The organism is Pseudoalteromonas sp. HL-AS2, from assembly GCF_031198805.1.
In the GTDB taxonomy this organism is placed as follows: domain Bacteria; phylum Pseudomonadota; class Gammaproteobacteria; order Enterobacterales; family Alteromonadaceae; genus Pseudoalteromonas; species Pseudoalteromonas nigrifaciens.
Window position 1 is genome coordinate 1879633 of the sequence record NZ_CP133571.1, and the last position, 16421, is coordinate 1896053.

The following is a 16421-nucleotide window of genomic DNA, read 5'->3' on the forward strand; positions in this document are numbered from 1 at the left end:
TTAGCCTTTGGCTGCTAATTTAAATAAAGAGTAAAAGTTCTCTGTAGTCGCTTTTGCCAGCTCGTTAAAGCTAATTCCCTTTAATTCACTAATGTAATAAGCCACATCTTCTACATATGCTGGCTGATTAGTTTTTCCGCGATACGGTACTGGTGCTAAATATGGAGAGTCGGTTTCTATTAACAAGCGATCGAGCGGTATTTGTTTTACCACTTCTTTTAACTCTACGGCATTTTTGAAGGTAACAATGCCCGAAATCGAAATATAAAAGCCCATATCAATGGCTTTTTTAGCCATATCCCAATCTTCAGTAAAACAATGTAGTACACCACCACAATTTTCGGCGTTATGCTGTTTCATTAAATTAATGGTATCGCTACGAGCGTCACGAGTATGAATAATTAATGGCTTTTGTAGTTGATTTGCTACTTCTATATGACCTACAAAGCTTGCCTGTTGTACGGCATGCGTGTCTTTTGCGTAGTAGTAATCAAGTCCTGTTTCACCAATGGCGACGACTTTATCGTGCGACGCTAAATCGATTAATTGTTGCTTATTAAGCGCATCTTTTTGATCAAGTGGATGTACGCCACACGAAGCTGACACATCATCATAATGCTTAATTTTATCAAGCATATTCGGGAATTGATCAAGTGTTACGCTTACACATAAAAAGTGTTCAACCTTTTTTGCACGCGCTTTATCAAGCACTTGGTCAAGGTTTAAATCGAGCTTATCAAAATCAAGGCGGTCTAAATGGCAATGAGAATCTACAATCATGGTACTACTTTACATGGTATAAGTTGGATTACCGGAGTTTAACATAGTCCCCAGTAGTTTTTCGATCTTGGCGTTTAGGTTTGTTTTATCATCTAAAAAACTAATACCTATGCCAGGCGGGTTAGAGCTTTGCGCTCCTTGTGGTGTGATCCACGACACTTTCCCGGTCACAACGTCATCCTCTAACGCATCTGGAAGGGTAACTCGTAAAGCGAGTGAATGCCCTACTTCGTAACGCATATTAGTGCGTACAAATAAGCCGCCTTTTTTTAAATAAGGCATATAACAGCAATATAATTCATCTAAATCGTCTATATCTACTAATAGCTCTTGCATGCTCAGTCCTTTAATTATTTCGCAGTACGGACGCTAATCTCGATACTGCTAGCGGTAAATTTAGCCCGAGTATTTTGGTATTATTTTGTAAAAACTCGTTTAGAGCATGTTGCACATTTTGATAAGCGTCAAAGCTCATGCCTTGCATAAGCTGTTGTTTTAATTGCTCGCTTAAAAACAACGTAAATATACGAATAAGCTCAGGCTGTTTATTTATTATTGCTATTAACTCAGTAAAATTATGACTTTGTTTAAACTCAGTTGCAAATTTATAAAGTGTATTTATATTTTTTAGCTGATTTTGCTCTTGCCAGTATTTAACTTGCAGTGGTTGGCTGTAAAACAGCGGCAACCAGGTGTAATTAGTTATTTCTAGCGATTCTAACCATTGCTGAGCAAGTGCTAAGTTTGTTACTTTTACATCCGTTTTTGCACAGCGACTTAAAACAGTGGCTGGCAATTGTGTAGCTTGACTGGTTGTGAGAATTAAAAACCGGCTTTGACTTGGCTCTTCTAGCGTTTTTAATAACGCATTTGCAGCAGCGGTAGTCATTTTTTCGCAGTTTTCGATAATAGCGACTTTATTACCATTTTGCGCTGCCGAATGATGCATAAAATCACTAATACCACGTATATCGTCTACGCCAATACTCTGCCCATCAACTTGCGTTAAGCGCTTATCAGGGTGAGTACCTGCCTTTATTAATAAACAACTTTTACACTGTCCACAAGCCGATAATACACTTTTTTTTGCCGCAACTTGCTCGGCTATATTGTTGCACAACAATGCATTTGCTAACTGGTTTGCAAAAGCAAACTTGCCAACACCAATAGGACCACTAAACAACTGCGCATGATGAAAGCGCTGTGCTTTAAAACTTTGTGTTAAGCGTTGCTCTATATCGTGTAGCCAAGGCAGTCTCATATTATTTTTGCTCTGCAAAAAATGTGCGTAATACATTCGTTATATCACGATGTACGTGCTCAATGCTTTGGTTTGCGTCAACAGTTTTAATGGAGTTGTCGTCATTAGCAAGTTCTAAATAACGCATCCGTGTACGCTGAAAAAACTCAATCGCTTCTTGTTCTATTCTATCTAATTCGCCTCGACCTTTAGCGCGTTCAAGGCCAATAACCGGATCAATATCTAAGTAAATGGTTAAATCGGGTTTTAGCCCTTTTAATACCATGGAAGAAAGTGATGCAAGTGTATTAGCACTAATACCACGCCCACCACCCTGATACGCCTGCGATGACAAGTCATGACGATCGGCAAGTACCCATTGCCCTTGCTCAAGTGCTGGGTTAATAACATTATGCATTAGCTGCGAGCGTGCGGCGTACATAATTAATAACTCAGTTTCGAACGCTATTTCTTCGTCATGTTGTGCTTTTACTAATGTACGTAACGATTCAGCAAGCGGCGTACCACCGGGTTCACGCACATTAATAAAATCAATTTTTTTGCTGTTTAAAAACGACTGGCACAAAGCAATAGCGGTAGATTTACCGGCCCCTTCTAACCCTTCGATTACTATAAATTTAGGTTTCATAAAAAATTAGTTCTTTTTGTTTAATATATACGTTTTAACTGCCGCATTGTGTTGCTTCAATGTGGTTGAAAATTGATGACTGCCATCACCTTTTGAAACAAAGTAAACATACTCAGTTGTGGGTGGATTAACCGCGGCTAAAATAGCTGCCTTTGATGGCATGGCAATGGGTGTTGGCGGCAGGCCATTAATACGATAGGTGTTATAGGGCGTGTAGTTACGCAAGTCTTTACGTTTAATATCGCCGTCAAAGCTCTCCCCAATGCCGTAAATTACGGTTGGATCTGTTTGTAGACGCATATTAGTATTTAGTCTGTTTACAAATGCAGAGGCGATTAATGGCCGCTCACTGGCAAGGCCCGTTTCTTTTTCAATAATGGAGGCCATTATCAGTGCTTCATACGCTGTTTTATAGGGTAAATTTTGTGCACGCTGCTGCCAAGCAGTATCAAGGGTTTGCTGCATTTTTTGGGCAGCGCGTTTTAGCACACTGCTAATTGTGTCGTTATTATGATAGTGATAGGTTTCGGGAAATAACCAGCCTTCTAAGTGCATATCACTGCCAAGTATTTGCTGACTTAGTTGCTGCTCTTTTAAATCATTTTTTAAGTTATTGGCATTTTTAATAGCAGCTAATACTTCGCGCAGCGCTTGGCCTTCAATAATTGTAAAACTAAAGCTAACTTGTTGGCCGTTATTTATTTTTTTTATATTGCTAATAACACTATCGCTATTAAGTGCGTAAAGCCCCGTTTTTAAATCTGTGAGTGTTGGGTCTAGTTTAGCAAGTAATTGGTAACGCCAGCAGTTTTCTACCCAGTTATTGGCTTGCCATTGCTTACATAACTGATTAAAGCCAGTACCTTTTTTCACTTCAAATTGGGTGTTATTCGCTACTTTTAATGGGCTGTGGAGCGTTGCTTGTAATTGCTGATAACCAAAAACACTGGTAATTATAGCTAATAATAATACCGATAAAGTAACTTTTAACACTTAGCCTCCTTGGCTAATAATTTATTTAATAATAACTGGCTATGCACAATATCAAAGCTACGCTGCTCAAGACGATTAACAGGTACTACACCCATTAAGCTATTACAGATAAAAACCGCATCTGCTTCAAGTAAGTCTGCAATACTCACGCACTTAAAATCAACGGCTAATTTATCACATAATGATTGTAGATAAACCCCCTTTATCCCGCACTCATTAAGGCTTGGGGTAAATAATTTATTTTGCTTAATAGCAATAATATTTGCTGCAGAGGCTTCTATCACATTGTTGTTATAATCAAGTACAAGCACATCGTCACAAAGTTGCGTTTGCAGCGCTTTTTTTATTAATACTTGTTCAAGGCGGTTTAGTGTTTTGAGCCCTGCAAGCAAGGGTTGTGCGGCTAGTTTAATGGGGCTGATGTTAAGGCTTATACCCTCATTTGCCAGTCTGCTGTAATTTTGAGGATACTCTAAAACACTCAATAACACGGTTACATTACAGGTTTGCGGCAAACCATAACCGCGCCCTCCTTCGCCTCGCGTTATTACAATTTTAAGCACACACAACGTATGCTCCGCTATACTTTTAGCTATGTGCGCTTCAAGTTCAGCAATATCTACTAATGGAAAACCAAGTCGTGCAGCACATTCAATTAAACGTGCTTTATGATGTGACCAATGCTCTACTTGACCATTTACTACTTTTGCAGTTGTAAAAAAGCCATCACCATAATTTAAGCCTCGATCGTACGCGCTTATAGTGCTGTTTTTAACTGTTGTAATAATAGTTTGTGTGTTTTTTTGTGTTTTTTGCATATAAAAAAAGCCCAGTTAAACAACTGAGCTCTTATAGTCTGGTCTGTTGTTAAAAAAGATTATACCTTTTTAAACAGTAACGAGCCATTAGTACCACCAAAGCCAAACGAGTTACATAGTGCAAACTCTAATTTTGCATCTCGGGCAGTGTGCGGTACATAGTCTAAATCGCACCCTTCATCTGGGTTATCAAGATTAATTGTTGGGGTAACTTTTTGATCGGTTAACGACAATATTGAAATAATCGACTCAACCGAACCAGCAGCACCTAATAAGTGACCCATCATAGATTTAGATGAACTCACCATTACGTCTTTTGCTGCACTGCCAAAAACACTTTTAACGGCCGAGGTTTCTGCTTTGTCGCCTGCATGAGTCGATGTACCATGTGCGTTAATGTAACCAATTTGGTCCGCATTTACTTGCGCATCGTTTAGCGCATTTTCCATCGCTAATGCTGCGCCTGCACCATCTTCTGGTGGTGAAGTCATATGAAATGCATCACCACTCATACCAAAACCAACTAGTTCTGCGTAAATTTTTGCACCACGTGCTTTTGCGTGTTCGTATTCTTCAACAACCACAACACCCGCACCATCTGATAATACAAAACCATCGCGGTCTTTATCCCAAGGACGCGAAGCCGCTTGTGGATCATCGTTGCGTGTTGAAAGTGCACGAGCAGCATTAAAGCCCCCCATACCAATTGGTGTACAGGCTTTTTCAGCACCGCCAGCTACCATAGCATCTGCATCGCCATACGCTATCATACGAGCAGCATGGCCAATATTATGCAAACCCGTAGTACAGGCTGTAACAATAGAAATATTAGGGCCACGTAGTCCATTCATTATTGATAAATGACCAGAAATCATATTAATAATGGTAGAAGGTACATAAAATGGGGATAACTTACGCGGTCCACTATTAAGTAGTTTTATATGGTTTTCTTCAATAAGCGTTAAACCACCAATACCTGAACCCACTGCTACGCCAATACGCGTCGCGTTTTGTTCAGTTACTTCAAGGCCTGAATCTTTAAATGCTTGGATCCCCGCGGCAATGCCGTATTGAATAAATAAATCCATTTTTTTAGCATCTTTTGCTGGCATATAAGCCGATGCATCAAAATCATTGATTAGACCCGCGAAATGCGTACCAAATTTTGATGTATCAAAGTGTGTGATAGTTTGAATACCACTTTTGCCATCTAATAAGCCCTGCCAGGTTGATTGCACATCATTACCTAGCGGCGTCAACATTCCTAAGCCAGTTACGACAACTCGACGTTTAGCCACGGTTTGCCTCCAATAAGGTGTTTTATAAGGGGATAATAATACCCAAGCAACTTCAAAGTACTCGTCTCAAATTAGATTTAAAACGCATAATACCAATAAAATCAGTGTAAATTAGATTGATGTTTAGCTTTGCTTTGAATCATATACTTTGAAGTGGTTTGGATATAGAGATTAAGGGCAGCGAATGCTGCCCTTAATATGCGATTAATTACTCAGCGTGAGCTGTAACGTAATCGATAGCAGATTGTACTGTAGTGATTTTTTCAGCTTCTTCATCAGGGATCTCAGTATCAAACTCTTCTTCAAGAGCCATTACTAATTCAACTGTATCAAGAGAATCTGCACCTAAGTCATCTACGAAAGAAGATTCATTCTTCACTTCTTCTTCTTTAACACCTAGTTGTTCGATGATAATTTTCTTTACGCGTTCTTGGATATCGCTCATTCTTCTTTCCTTTATTAAAAACGCCAATGCGTTATTTTCAGATTGCGGCGTAGTTTACGTCGCATAATTCTCTGATTCAATCTTTTGACCATAAATAATTGTCTGGTCAAACCTCTTGAGTGTACGTTTCGTCTTTTATCGCTTATTTTAACCACGATTTCAAGTATGTTTAAAGCAAGATTGCCAATAATTCAATCTTTTTTGGCAATTTAATTACTTATATTTAATTACTTTCTTTGCACATAGGCTATTAAACCATGTACATCGCACCATTTACATGCAAAGTTTCACCCGATACATACGCAGCCGCATCTGACGCTAGGTAACATACAGCAGCAGCAATTTCATCTGGTTGCCCTAAACGCCCTGCTGGTACATTTGCCAGTGTGGCTGCTTTTTGCTCATCCGTAAGACCATCAGTCATATCGGTTTGAATAAAACCAGGCGCAACTACGTTTACCGTAATACCACGCGACGCTACTTCGCGTGCTAGTGACTTAGAAAAGCCAATAACACCGGCTTTAGCCGCTGCATAGTTAGCTTGCCCAGCATTACCCATAGTGCCCACTACTGAGCCAATATTGATAATACGACCGTTCTTTTTCTTCATCATTGGGCGTAATACCGCCTTAGATAAACGGAATATAGAACTTAAGTTAGTGTCGATAATATCATCCCACTCACTTTCTTTCATGCGCATTAATAAATTATCGCGAGTGATGCCGGCATTATTAACCAATACGTCAACATCGCCAAAATCAGCTTTAATCGCCGCCAATGTCGCCTCAATAGATGCAGGATCAGTTACGTTTAACGCATAACCTTTACCGCTTTCACCTAAATACTCGCTAATTTTAGCAGCACCCGACTCACTGGTGGCCGTACCCGCTACTTTTGCGCCTTGGGCAACTAAAGTAGTTGCAATGGCTTTACCAATACCACGGCTAGCGCCCGTGATCAGGACAACTTTGCCCGCTAATGAAAATAAATTAGTCATATTTTATACTCTTATTTTGCAGCATCAATTGAGGCACAGTCGTTAACTGAACCACAGATCATTGCTTTATCAATTCGTTTTGCAAGGCCAGTTAATACTTTGCCTGGGCCAAATTCGTAGCTTTGCGTTACACCTTGTGCAACTAATGCTTGTACTGTTTCAGTCCAGCGTACTGGGCTGTATAACTGGCGTACTAATGCGTCTTTAATTGCATCAGCTGACGTTTCAGCTTTTACATCAACATTATTAATAACAGCGCATTTAGGCGTGTTAAATGTTAACGCAGCTAAATCAATAGCTAGCTTTTCAGCGGCCGGCTTCATTAGCTCACAATGCGATGGTACGCTAACAGCAAGTGGCAATGCACGTTTTGCACCTGCATCTTTACACGCTTGAGAAGCGCGATCTACAGCCGCTTTATGGCCTGCAATAACAACTTGCCCAGGAGAATTATAATTTACCGGAGAAACCACTTCACCCTGCGCTGCAGCGGCGCAAGCCGCTTTGGTTTCATCGTCGCCTAAGCCAATAATAGCAGCCATTGAACCCACACCTGCAGGTACGGCTTCTTGCATATATAAACCACGGTTTTCTACTAACTTTACCGCTTCACTCAAGCTTATTACTTCGCTACATACTAATGCTGAGTACTCACCTAAGCTGTGTCCAGCCATAACAACATCTGCATCTGGGTTTGCTGCTAACCAGTCACGGTAAATAGCAACACTGGCTGTTAATAATGCAGGTTGAGTGCGGTGAGTTTGATTTAGCTTTTCTTCTGGGCCATTAAGAACCAGTTCTGCTAGGTCATATCCTAACGCCGCTGACGCTTCGCTAAAAGTTGCTTTAACAATGTCTGAGCTTTGGAGTAACTCAGTTAACATGCCAACACTTTGTGAGCCTTGACCTGGAAATAGAATTGCAATTTGTTGTGCCATATTTTGCTCTTTTTAATTAAACAAATAAATAATGTTATAAACACGGCAACTCAATTACTACTCGTTCACCGTGTCTTTAGAATGTATTTTTTCAAAAATTGCGGCTATTTTGTCAGGAAGTTGGCGTTCAACCTCCTTTACCGCTTCATCAATTGCTGCTTGAAATGCTTTAGCTGAGGCATTTCCATGGCTTTTAACCACAATACCGCGCAATCCTACCAGACTTGCACCGTTATACTGGTCGGGGTTCACCCTTTTATAGAGTTTTTTTATTATAGGGCTCAGCATAAACGCCATGCATTTGTATACGAGGTGCTTTTCAAGCGCGGCGGTAAACTTATTCATTATAAGTTTTGCAATCCCTTCACAGGTTTTAAGCGCCACATTACCCACAAAGCCTTCGCATACAATAACATCGGCTTTTCCGGTAAATATATCGCTACCTTCACTGTAACCAATATAGTTGATTAAAGGGCTTTGCTGCATTAATTGTGCAGCTTGCTTAATATCTTCATGGCCTTTGATATCTTCAGAGCCAATATTTAATAAACTTACTTTGGGATTATCGCAGCCAAGTGCTTGTCCTGCGACTACCGACCCCATAATGCCAAATTGATATAAGGTTTGCGCATCGCAATGTACGTTAGCACCCAGATCGAGTAAATAAACAGGGTTTTTTCGCTCTGTAGGTACCGCAGAAATAAGTGCTGGACGTTTTACACCAGGAAGCATTTTTAACACGTAATGTGCCATAAAGAATAACGCGCCAGTATTACCTGAACTTACGCATGCTTGAGCCTCGCCCGATTTAACTAAGTTAAGGGCAACGCGCATAGATGAATCTTTTTTGGAGCGTACAGCAACACCGGGCTTACATGCATTTGTAACAACTTCGCTACAGTGGCGAATAATAAGTCGAGGGTGTGCTAGTGAATCGAGTGATTCGAGTTGTTTTGATATGACTTGCTCATTACCGCATAAAATTAGCGTTAAATTAGCATGAGCATTTACCGCGTTAACGGCAGCGGGGATAGATGAACGGGGGCCGTAATCGCCCCCCATCATATCTAACGCTATGGTTAGATTATTCAGCATAAAGAAATCTCTTATTTAGAAATTACTTGAACGCCTTTGTAGTAACCATCTGCAGTCACATGGTGGCGACGATGAGTCTCACCAGATGTTTGATCTACAGTTAAGCTTGGACCACTAATCGCATCGTGTGAACGGCGCATGCCGCGTCTTGCACGAGACTTTTTGCTTTTTTGTACAGCCATAGTCTTCTCCTAAGAATCTTTCTTAAGTTGTTTCAAAATATCAAATGGATTAGGTTTCTCATCTTCCGCCTTTAAAACACCAAAGCTGGCAGGCTTTGCTGAATAACTGCATGAAGCTTCGTTGTGGGTAGAGACTAATGGAACTGCTAAAATTAATTCGTCTTCAATTAAATTAAAAACGTTAATTTCACCATTTTCATCAAGCGCTACTTCATCGTAGTCTTCTGGAAAAATGTCTGATTCTGTTTCATCACCAACTGGTGAATAAACAAAATCTTGCACCAAATCCAACCCTAAATCACCATTACAACGTTGACAAGTGACAGTTACGTGTGTGGACAAATTGCCTCTAATCACAACAAAACCTTGGTCGTCGTTTTTGCAATGAATTTTTACCGCTATTTCACCTACTTCTTCCTGCACAACTTCTCGTAAACGAGTTAGTTTCTCAAGCGGTACAATGCCGTCATACTTTAAACGGTGTTGCGCTGCTTTGCCTGGATGAAGAGTGATGGGAATTTTCACCTTTTGCATAGGGGCTGCATCATATAGATAGTTAGTTGGTTAGTCAAAGTAAAAAACCATATTTACGTGGTTTTTCACGTGTTTTACTCACGGATCTGATTTATCCTAACTCAATCTGATTTTGGTTAGGAAAACAATCTATGAAGTACCCACTTATATTAGCCTCAAGCTCACCCTTTAGGCAGTCTTTATTACAAAAATTCAATCTGCCATTCGATACATTTTCACCGAATGTTGACGAGTCAGCATTAAACAATGAAACCCCTGCACAACTAGTTAAGCGTTTAAGTGAATTAAAAGCCCGCGCAGCTAGTAAACACTTTAGTAAAGGCTTAGTGATTGGCTCAGATCAGGTTGCTGTATTTAATGAGCAAATTTTAGGTAAACCTCATAATAAACACAATGCCGTAAAGCAGTTATCCCTTTTTAGCGGCCATAGTGTAACATTTTTAACTGGCCTGTGCGTTTACGATCTTACATCTGGGGAGAGTAAAACCTGCATTGAACCATTTAATGTTACTTTCAAAACACTCACTGATGCGCAAATAAGTGCTTATTGCGATGCTGAGCAGCCCTATAATTGCGCAGGCAGTTTTAAAAGTGAAGGCCTAGGGATTTGTTTATTTGAAAAATTAACTGGAGACGATCCCAACAGTTTAATTGGTTTACCACTGATCAAACTCAGCCAATTATTAGCTGAGTTTGGCCTTGATGTGCTAAGTGCGCAATCAAATACCCCCCTTAGTTAATGCTCAGGCAGCAATAACTGTTGCAACTGCTGATAACTATCAACAGTTGCAATCGGGTTAAACTCGCTAAGTTGCTTTGCGTTATGTACACCCATAGTGACACCTATGCTATCCATACCCGCGGCTTGCGCCATTGCCATATCAATTTTTGTATCGCCAATCATAACCGCTTCATCGGCGCTTATGCCAAGCTCTGCTAATAATTGAAACAACATATCCGGCGATGGCTTAGAGCTTGCGTCATCACTACTACGCGTTGCACTAAAATAATGCCCTAACTCACTTTGATGTAATAAACGATCGAGTCCTGCGCGCCCTTTACCTGTTGCCACGGCTAAAATAATGCCACTGTGCTGTAGTGCTAATAGCACTTTTTCTACATCGGCAAATAATGGTGTAGCCGTAGTATCTGTTTGGTAATGCTGCTTATATCCACTAATTAACGCTTGGTGCTGCGCTCTATGCAGCGGAAATAATACCGCAATGGCTTTATCAAGCGACAAACCTATAATGCTTTTTGTTGCTTCATTGCTTGGCGGTTCTATATTTAACGCAACGGCACTGCTGCGAATACAATTAACTATTTTAGTTATTGAATCCATTACTGTGCCGTCCCAATCAAAAATAACCAGCTTGTACTTTTTGAGCGAACTGACTGCTATCACGTTTTATTAGCACGCAATTTAACTAAGCAATTAGCCAGTGCTTTATCAAGCGGTGCTTCTACGCGCATGGTTGTTTCGTTTTTAGGATGATAAAAAGTTAAGTCATGAGCATGTAAAAACAAACGATTTAACCCTGTTTTACGCATCGAATTATCAAACTCTTCATCGCCATATTTATCATCACACGCAATGGGATGCCCTTTGCATTGTGTATGCACACGTATTTGGTGAGTACGCCCGGTAACCGGTGACGCCTGCACTAACGAGCACTCGTTAAAGCGCTCAAGCACTTTAAAGCGGGTATGTGAGGGTTTACCTTCAGTGTTATCTACACGCACTACGCGCTCCCCAGACTTAAGCGTATTTTTACGCAGCCCTTCGGTAACATTTTTAGTTTTAGAGTCCCATTGGCCATCAACTAGCGCCCAATAGTTTTTTTCCATGGTTTTTTCACGTAACTGCTCATGTAAAGCAGTCAGTACTGAACGGCGCTTAGCAATTAATAAACACCCCGACGTATCGCGATCTAGTCTATGCACAAGCTCTAAACTGCGCTCTTCTGGGCGTAATACTCGCAGCGCTTCAATTAAACCATAACTTAAGCCACTACCACCATGTACCGCCATACCCGATGGTTTATTAATAACAATCAGGTATTTATCTTCAAATATAATATCATTTTCAAGGCGTGTTACTTTATCAAGTTTTGAAGGCACAAACTCTTCTCGTTCTGCCACCCTAATTGGCGCAATACGAAGAACATCTTCTAGCTGCAGTTTATATACCGGCTTAATGCGTTTTTTATTAACGCGCACCTCACCTTTACGCAAAAGTTTATAAATTGCGCTTTTAGGCACCCCTTTTAAATGGGTAATAAGAAAGTTATCAATTCGTTGACCTAAATGGTCTTCGTTGATCGTGACATAAGTTACTTGTAAGTCGTTTTTTTCTGACATTGCCTAATCACTAATTTAAGAAAAATAATTTAGTTGCTAACACAGTTATAATAGTGGGATAATCAGCAGCGCAAATATTTAGTATTTGCAAATAACAACGGTGCTTTTTAACGCAGTAATACATTCGTGATGCACATTCTGGGTAATTGATCATACAGATCCGAGTTAAGTTTTCCAAAGCTTTTATACATACCCAGTCAACACGTGCGATCAATTAGCGGCAATGCGCGTAATATATTGCCAGTTAAGTTTGAACATGAATTGATTTTTAATGCGATTGAAAAAGCAATGAACAGATAATTTGTCTGATAGTGACGACGTAAAAACGTCGTTCAGCACTTGCTCAATTGTAGTACCGTACAGCAGCTTATTTAGAACTAAAAAAATCTAATAAATAAGTCGTCATTAACATTGGCAGCGATTTTTGCTCACAAAAATGGATTTTAGTAGTACATCACATTGTATTACTCACTTACTTAACGAGCCCTATGCGCCTAAATATGAACGGCATTTAATAAGATTAGTATGACAGGCCAACTTCTGGGTAAAACGTGTAACGTAGCTGAAAAGCCGACAGTTTTAGCCCTGCTATGAATTTAATAGTAATAAATACACTATTGTTTGCCTGCATTTAAAAATACTGCGTACGCAAAAAACAGAGCCGTTCCATTAAAGACCCAGTCGTGAGGCTGCACATTCTAAAAATAGGAATAACTGAACAGACGTGAAAACAGCGTCATGTCAGCGACACAAACTAGTAGAGTAACAATATGAAACGTATGCTAATCAATGCAACGCAGCAAGAAGAAATGCGCGTAGCACTGGTTGACGGCCAGCGCCTATATGATTTAGATATAGAAAGCCCAGGTCACGAACAGAAAAAAGCCAATATTTATAAAGGCAAAATCACTCGCATTGAACCATCTCTTGAAGCAGCATTTGTTGAATACGGTGCTGATCGTCATGGTTTCCTTCCTTTAAAAGAAATTGCCCGTACTTACTTCCCAGCTGGGTATACTTTCCATGGCCGTCCGAATATTCGTGACGTGATCAAAGAAGGTCAAGAAGTTATAGTACAAGTTGATAAAGAAGAGCGTGGCCAAAAAGGCGCAGCACTTACTACCTTTATCAGCGTTGCCGGTAGCTACTTAGTTTTAATGCCTAATAATCCTCGTGCTGGCGGTATATCTCGTCGCATTGAAGGTGATGAGCGTACTGAACTAAAAGAGTCACTTAGTCGTTTAGAACTTCCTAAAGGTATGGGCTTAATTGTTCGTACTGCTGGTGTTGGCAAATCGTTTGAAGAATTAAACTACGATTTAAAAGCCTTACTTGTTCATTGGGAAGCAATTGGTGTTGCAGCCGACAGTGCTAAAGCGCCGTTTTTAATACACCAAGAAAGCAATGTAATATTTCGTGCAATTCGAGACTATTTACGTCGTGATATTGGCGAAATATTAATTGATAAACCACGTGTTTTTGAAGAAGCTAAAGCGCATATTGAACGTTTTCGCCCTGACTTTATGAGCCGTGTTAAGCTTTATCAAGGTGATACGCCATTATTTACGCATTACCAAATTGAAAGCCAAATTGAGTCTGCGTTCCAGCGTGAAGTACGCTTGCCTTCAGGTGGTTCAATTGTAATTGATCCTACAGAAGCATTAACCTCTATCGATATTAACTCGTCTAAAGCAACAAAAGGCGGCGATATTGAAGAAACAGCACTTAATACTAACTTAGAAGCAGCAGATGAAATTGCACGTCAATTACGTCTTCGCGACTTAGGTGGCTTAATTGTTATCGATTTTATCGATATGACACCACCACGCCATCAGCGTGAAGTAGAAAACCGTCTAAAAGACGCTGTTCGTCCTGATCGTGCTCGTGTGCAAATTGGTAAAATTTCACGTTTTGGTTTACTCGAAATGTCGCGTCAGCGTCTGCGCCCTTCATTAGGTGAAGCAAGCCAAGGCCCATGTCCACGTTGTAGTGGTCAAGGTACGATTCGTTCTAACGAATCAATTGCACTGTCTATTTTGCGTTTAATTGAAGAAGAAGCAATTAAAGACAACACTGCACAAGTTAATGCTCAAGTGCCTGTTGCTGTTGCCGCTTATTTATTAAATGAACAGCGCCGTAGTGTTCATCGCATGGAAAAACAACATAAGTGCGACATAGTGATCATTCCTAATCAACACATGGAAACACCACACTACGAAGTAATGCGCTTACGTAAAGACGAAACGATTGAAACAGTAAGCTATGGACAAATTGTTGCTCCAGAGCCTGAAGCATTTGAAATGTCTAAGTCGCCTGTAGCACCAGTACGTGAAGAGCCAATGTTAAAAGGCGTTGTAATGCCTGCAGCACCAGCTCCACAAGCGGCTCCTGCTAACGTTGTTGCCCCTGCTGAAACTAAAGCGCAAAGCGGTTTACTGGATGCAATTGGTAAGTGGTTTAAATCTTTATTCGCCAGCGAAACCGTTGAAGTGAAAAAAGAAGAAACACAAAAACAGCAACAAGAAACGCGCGATAATACGCGTAATAACGATAATCGTCGCCGTAATAACAACAAACAATCAGCGTCGCCGTAATAACCCTCGTTCTAAGCCACGCACTGAGCGTACTGCGGATGAAGAGGTTAAAACTAACTCTGTATCAACACCTGAAGCAGCAACGCAAGCTAACGAGAACCAAGAGAGAGGCGAGAATCGCAATAAGCGTCGTCGCAATCCTAATTCACGTAAGCGCCCAGAGCCACGCACTGAAGATAAAGATGCAGTAAAAGTTGATGCACCTGCAAAAGCAGAAGCTGAAACTAAGCCAGTTCAAGCCGAAGAGCCAAAGGATCAAAAACCAAAGGTTCGTCGCCAGCGTCGTAATTTGCGTAAAAAAGTACGCCTGCAAGATGAAAATGCTGAGCAGGTACAAACAACAGATGAAACACCTGTACAAGCTACAGAAAAAGAAACACCAGTAGCCCAAGAGCAAGCACCTGTTGTAGAAAAGCAAACTCAAACAGCGGCAGAAAAAACAGCTCATATTAAAGAAGAAAAAGTTGAAGATGTTGATTCTAACGATGAAACACCTACAACCGAAGACGAGCAAGAGCAAACTCGTACACGTTCACGTCGCTCACCTCGTCATCTTCGTGCATCAGGTCAGCGTCGTCGTCGCCCTGAAGGTGAAGGCAATGAAGCTAAGTCAGATGAAGCACCGGCATTTGTTCCTGTTGCCGACCAAGCTGCTGCAGAGTATGAAGCAGAGCTTAAAGCTAAATCTGCAGCTACACCTGCGGATGCAGCGCAACAAGTTGAACAAGCCGTTGCGGTTGAAGACTTAGCCAAAGTTGAAGCTGTAGAAGAGCCAGCTAAAGTTGAAACTCCAGTAGTAACTGAAGAGCCAGCTAAGGTTGAAACTCCAGTGGCAGCTGAAGAGCCAGCTAAAGTTGAAACGCCAGTAGCAGCTGAAGAGCCAGCTAAAGTTGAAACTCCATTAGTAACTGAAGAGCCAGCTAAAGTTGAAGCGCCAGTGGTAACTGAAGAGCCAGCTAAAGTTGAAGCGCCAGTGGTAACTGAAGAGCCAGCTAAAGTTGAAACTCCAGTGGTAACTGAAGAGCCAGCTAAAGTTGAAACTCCAGTGGTAACTGAAGAGCCAGCTAAAGTTGAAACTCCAGTAGTAACTGAAGAGCCAGCTAAAGTTGAAACTCCAGTGGTAACTGAAGAGCCAGCTAAAGTTGAAACTCCAGTAGTAACTGAAGAGCCAGCTAAAGTTGAAACTCCAGTGGTAACTGAAGAGCCAGCTAAAGTTGAAACTCCAGTAGTAACTGCAGCACCACATGTTAAAACAGCGATAGCTCAAGGGTCAGCAAGTGCGCCAATGGCACAGCCTACCCCTGTAGCTGATAGCGAAGTAAAACATACATCTGTTGCTATGGCTCACGATAAACGTGAACTAGTGCCAGACAGTGGTTTACGTGCGGGTTCAATCAAACCTGCTGGTCGTGCAAGTTCTACAATGACTAAAACAATGAGTGTTGATTAACAATACTCATTAAAAAGCCCCGCTAGTTAATTATTAACTAGCGGGGC

General features: G+C 40.9%; 16 protein-coding genes and 1 pseudogene. 2 read left to right on the forward strand and 15 right to left on the reverse strand.

What is annotated here, in order from left to right:
• From RB215_RS08790 to yceD, 13 genes are all read right to left on the reverse strand, one after another.
• Positions 1-780, reverse strand: coding sequence for a TatD family hydrolase (locus RB215_RS08790; RefSeq protein WP_011328476.1), 780 nt, complete (start codon positions 778-780; stop codon positions 1-3).
• A gap of 9 nt (positions 781-789) precedes the next feature.
• Complete coding sequence (locus RB215_RS08795) at positions 790-1116, reverse strand: PilZ domain-containing protein (RefSeq protein WP_011328477.1); 327 nt, start codon at positions 1114-1116, stop codon at positions 790-792.
• A gap of 10 nt (positions 1117-1126) precedes the next feature.
• Positions 1127-2041, reverse strand: coding sequence for an AAA family ATPase (locus tag RB215_RS08800; RefSeq protein WP_182683387.1), 915 nt, complete (start codon positions 2039-2041; stop codon positions 1127-1129).
• A gap of 1 nt (position 2042) precedes the next feature.
• Complete coding sequence (gene tmk / locus RB215_RS08805; RefSeq protein ID WP_011328479.1) at positions 2043-2669, reverse strand: dTMP kinase; 627 nt, start codon at positions 2667-2669, stop codon at positions 2043-2045.
• Between the two features lie 6 nt (positions 2670-2675).
• The gene (gene mltG, locus RB215_RS08810) at positions 2676-3662 is read right to left on the reverse strand and encodes an endolytic transglycosylase MltG (protein WP_011328480.1); all 987 of its coding nucleotides are present in this window, start codon (positions 3660-3662) and stop codon (positions 2676-2678) included.
• Complete coding sequence (pabC, locus tag RB215_RS08815; protein ID WP_309216229.1) at positions 3656-4480, reverse strand: aminodeoxychorismate lyase; 825 nt, start codon at positions 4478-4480, stop codon at positions 3656-3658. The genes mltG and pabC overlap by 7 nt, the downstream gene beginning before the upstream one ends.
• A gap of 59 nt (positions 4481-4539) precedes the next feature.
• Complete coding sequence (gene fabF / locus RB215_RS08820) at positions 4540-5778, reverse strand: beta-ketoacyl-ACP synthase II (RefSeq protein WP_011328482.1); 1239 nt, start codon at positions 5776-5778, stop codon at positions 4540-4542.
• A gap of 208 nt (positions 5779-5986) precedes the next feature.
• Complete coding sequence (gene acpP, locus RB215_RS08825) at positions 5987-6223, reverse strand: acyl carrier protein (RefSeq protein ID WP_006792304.1); 237 nt, start codon at positions 6221-6223, stop codon at positions 5987-5989.
• Between the two features lie 250 nt (positions 6224-6473).
• Positions 6474-7220, reverse strand: a complete 747-nt coding sequence (fabG, locus tag RB215_RS08830; protein ID WP_011328483.1) for a 3-oxoacyl-ACP reductase FabG — start codon at positions 7218-7220, stop codon at positions 6474-6476.
• Positions 7221-7231: 11 nt separating this feature from the next.
• Positions 7232-8158, reverse strand: coding sequence for an ACP S-malonyltransferase (gene fabD / locus RB215_RS08835; protein ID WP_089368444.1), 927 nt, complete (start codon positions 8156-8158; stop codon positions 7232-7234).
• Between the two features lie 57 nt (positions 8159-8215).
• The gene (gene plsX / locus RB215_RS08840; protein ID WP_011328485.1) at positions 8216-9253 is read right to left on the reverse strand and encodes a phosphate acyltransferase PlsX; all 1038 of its coding nucleotides are present in this window, start codon (positions 9251-9253) and stop codon (positions 8216-8218) included.
• A gap of 11 nt (positions 9254-9264) precedes the next feature.
• Positions 9265-9435: a 50S ribosomal protein L32 gene (rpmF, locus tag RB215_RS08845; protein ID WP_011328486.1), complete on the reverse strand. Its 171-nt coding sequence runs from the start codon at positions 9433-9435 to the stop codon at positions 9265-9267.
• Positions 9436-9444: 9 nt separating this feature from the next.
• Positions 9445-9969, reverse strand: coding sequence for a 23S rRNA accumulation protein YceD (yceD, locus tag RB215_RS08850; RefSeq protein ID WP_011328487.1), 525 nt, complete (start codon positions 9967-9969; stop codon positions 9445-9447).
• Positions 9970-10100: 131 nt separating this feature from the next.
• Between yceD and RB215_RS08855 the strand changes: the two genes are divergently transcribed.
• Complete coding sequence (locus tag RB215_RS08855; RefSeq protein ID WP_058373622.1) at positions 10101-10709, forward strand: nucleoside triphosphate pyrophosphatase; 609 nt, start codon at positions 10101-10103, stop codon at positions 10707-10709.
• Here the strand turns inward: RB215_RS08855 and RB215_RS08860 are convergent.
• Both RB215_RS08860 and rluC read right to left on the reverse strand, forming a co-directional pair.
• Positions 10706-11311: an HAD-IA family hydrolase gene (locus tag RB215_RS08860; RefSeq protein ID WP_244363699.1), complete on the reverse strand. Its 606-nt coding sequence runs from the start codon at positions 11309-11311 to the stop codon at positions 10706-10708. The genes RB215_RS08855 and RB215_RS08860 overlap by 4 nt on opposite strands.
• Positions 11312-11370: 59 nt before the next feature.
• On the reverse strand, positions 11371-12330 hold the full coding sequence (rluC, locus tag RB215_RS08865; RefSeq protein ID WP_011328490.1) for a 23S rRNA pseudouridine(955/2504/2580) synthase RluC: 960 nt from the start codon (positions 12328-12330) through the stop codon (positions 11371-11373).
• 770 nt (positions 12331-13100) lie between these two features.
• Here rluC and rne point away from each other — a divergent pair.
• Positions 13101-16374, forward strand: a pseudogene (gene rne / locus RB215_RS08870) (ribonuclease E).
• Positions 16375-16421 lie beyond the last annotated feature (47 nt).